The sequence below is a fragment of the Paenibacillus sp. FSL W7-1287 genome, from assembly GCF_038004245.1.
In the GTDB taxonomy this organism is placed as follows: Bacteria; Bacillota; Bacilli; order Paenibacillales; family Paenibacillaceae; genus Pristimantibacillus; species Pristimantibacillus camelliae.
On the sequence record NZ_JBBORD010000005.1, the window covers coordinates 1 to 1,814 of the forward strand.

Sequence of the window (1,814 nt, forward strand, 5' to 3'; positions counted from 1 at the left end):
CCTCCCACTATAAATTAGTTTTTTCTCGCAAATACTCACTCATTCTTAGAATTTCAACCGTTGATGATATTGAGATATGGAGATATCATGTAGTAGTGTAATATTTTTCTGGGCAAGTCGATTGCAGGAATAAAGCTTGGAATCAATTTTCCAATCTATGGATACTCATCAGTATGATCGCACCTTGGATATCCACACCATTCCCTCGACGGTTTACCCTCCCATGTCACACTGGGTCTATGCCCTTACATTCCTTCGTTCTACCTCTCAAGGGGTGGATGCCACTTCTTGCTCCTTTACTGGGTCGTTGCCCTAATGGTGATTATTCTGTGGCTGCTCCGTGCTTCCTTTATCGTTGTTGAACACTTAGATTTATGAGTCTTGCGATAGAAATTTGATGTTATGCTGCTACCTGTAGTTGGGCCTGACGAACAGGTCCTAATACATCTTGAGAATTATAAAGTATTTTCTTTGTTCCTAGTGTATACAGCACTCGAATGAGTTTTCCACAGAGCGCAACAAGCGATTGTTTCTTTTTCAAGGGGTTCACACTACGCGTTGTGTAGTAGTTGTGCAGTGCTTGAAATTCCGCATTCTTAGCAACCATTGGCATGACAGCCCGGTAGAGTAATGCACGGAGTCGAGAACGCCCTCGTTTACTGATGCTGGACTTTCCCTTCTTTTTTCCCGAGCTATTCTCTCGAAGATTAAAACCTGCCAAACGGATAATTTGCTGTCCGTGATTGTATTTGCTTAAATCTCCCGTTTCCGCCAAAAAACCGGCGAGAGTGGCGGCTCCTACTCCAGGAATGCTTAACATCTCCGAGGAACCGGGTATCTGTTCTAACAAAACTTCCACTTGACCCATAATGTCTTCAAGTTGTCTTGTTAGTAATTCATACTGCTCAAGGAGAGCCTTCATTTCTATTCTGGCAGCCGTCAAACCTCGTGTTATCCCGATGGAGACGGAAGCTGCCTTCACTAACTTTTCAGCTCTCTTGATACCTACAGCCCGTTTCACGTCCTGCTTCCAACGCTTAAGAATGTTGAGCGATCCGAGGGTGATAATCTCCTCAGGTGTTGGAAATTCCGAAAGCGTGATGAGTGATGCTTTGCCTTCCCAGTCCTTAAATACTTCGCTGTATTCCGGAAAAAACCGATCTAGCCAGTTCTGAATACGACGTTGCACTTGACCTAGATTTACCATGACCTTCTCACGTAGATTCATAAAAATTCGTAGATCGGCGTACACCTCAGTAGGTAATTGTGGCTCTGTGTACTTCCCATTACGAACCAGATCTGCAATGACCTTCGCATCTTTATAGTCATTCTTGGTTTGGGAATTGTCTTCGAGTTCTTTCGTCTTATTCACATGATGTGGATTGACAACCACCACTTTGATACCCTCATTCTGCAAGAATTCGGCAAGTGGGAACCAGTAGTGTCCAGTGGGCTCAATGCCAAAGATGACGTCTGTCTTGACATGTACCCGTTGTAATTCTTTCATCCACGATACTAGTTTTGTTAGGCCATCCCGTTGGTTTTGAAACACACAATCCTTTCCGAGCTCAATGCCTCGAAATTCGATTGCTCGGGCAACATGAGTTTCTTTAGCGATGTCTGCTCCGACAACAAGTGTTTGTTCGGTAATTCCTAGAATTCGTTGATTTTGCTTCACTTTTTGCTTATACTTCATGTTGAGCGTCCTCCTCTTAATTAGGGCAGTGAATGGTCCACATTCCAAGACCCAGCATACAGGAGACGCTTTTTTCGATCAAACCTCAAATTAATTCATTACAGGAATGGCTCCTTTA

Annotated in this window: 1 protein-coding gene; it reads right to left on the bottom strand. The window is 43.7% G+C overall.

Features of this window, described 5'->3' with window-relative positions; translation table 11 throughout:
- Window positions 1–400 precede the first annotated feature (400 nt).
- A complete protein-coding gene (locus tag NSQ99_RS23220) occupies window positions 401–1,696 on the bottom strand; it encodes an IS110 family transposase (protein ID WP_340838081.1) in 1,296 nt (431 codons plus the stop codon).
- Between the last annotated feature and the right edge of the window lie 118 nt (window positions 1,697–1,814).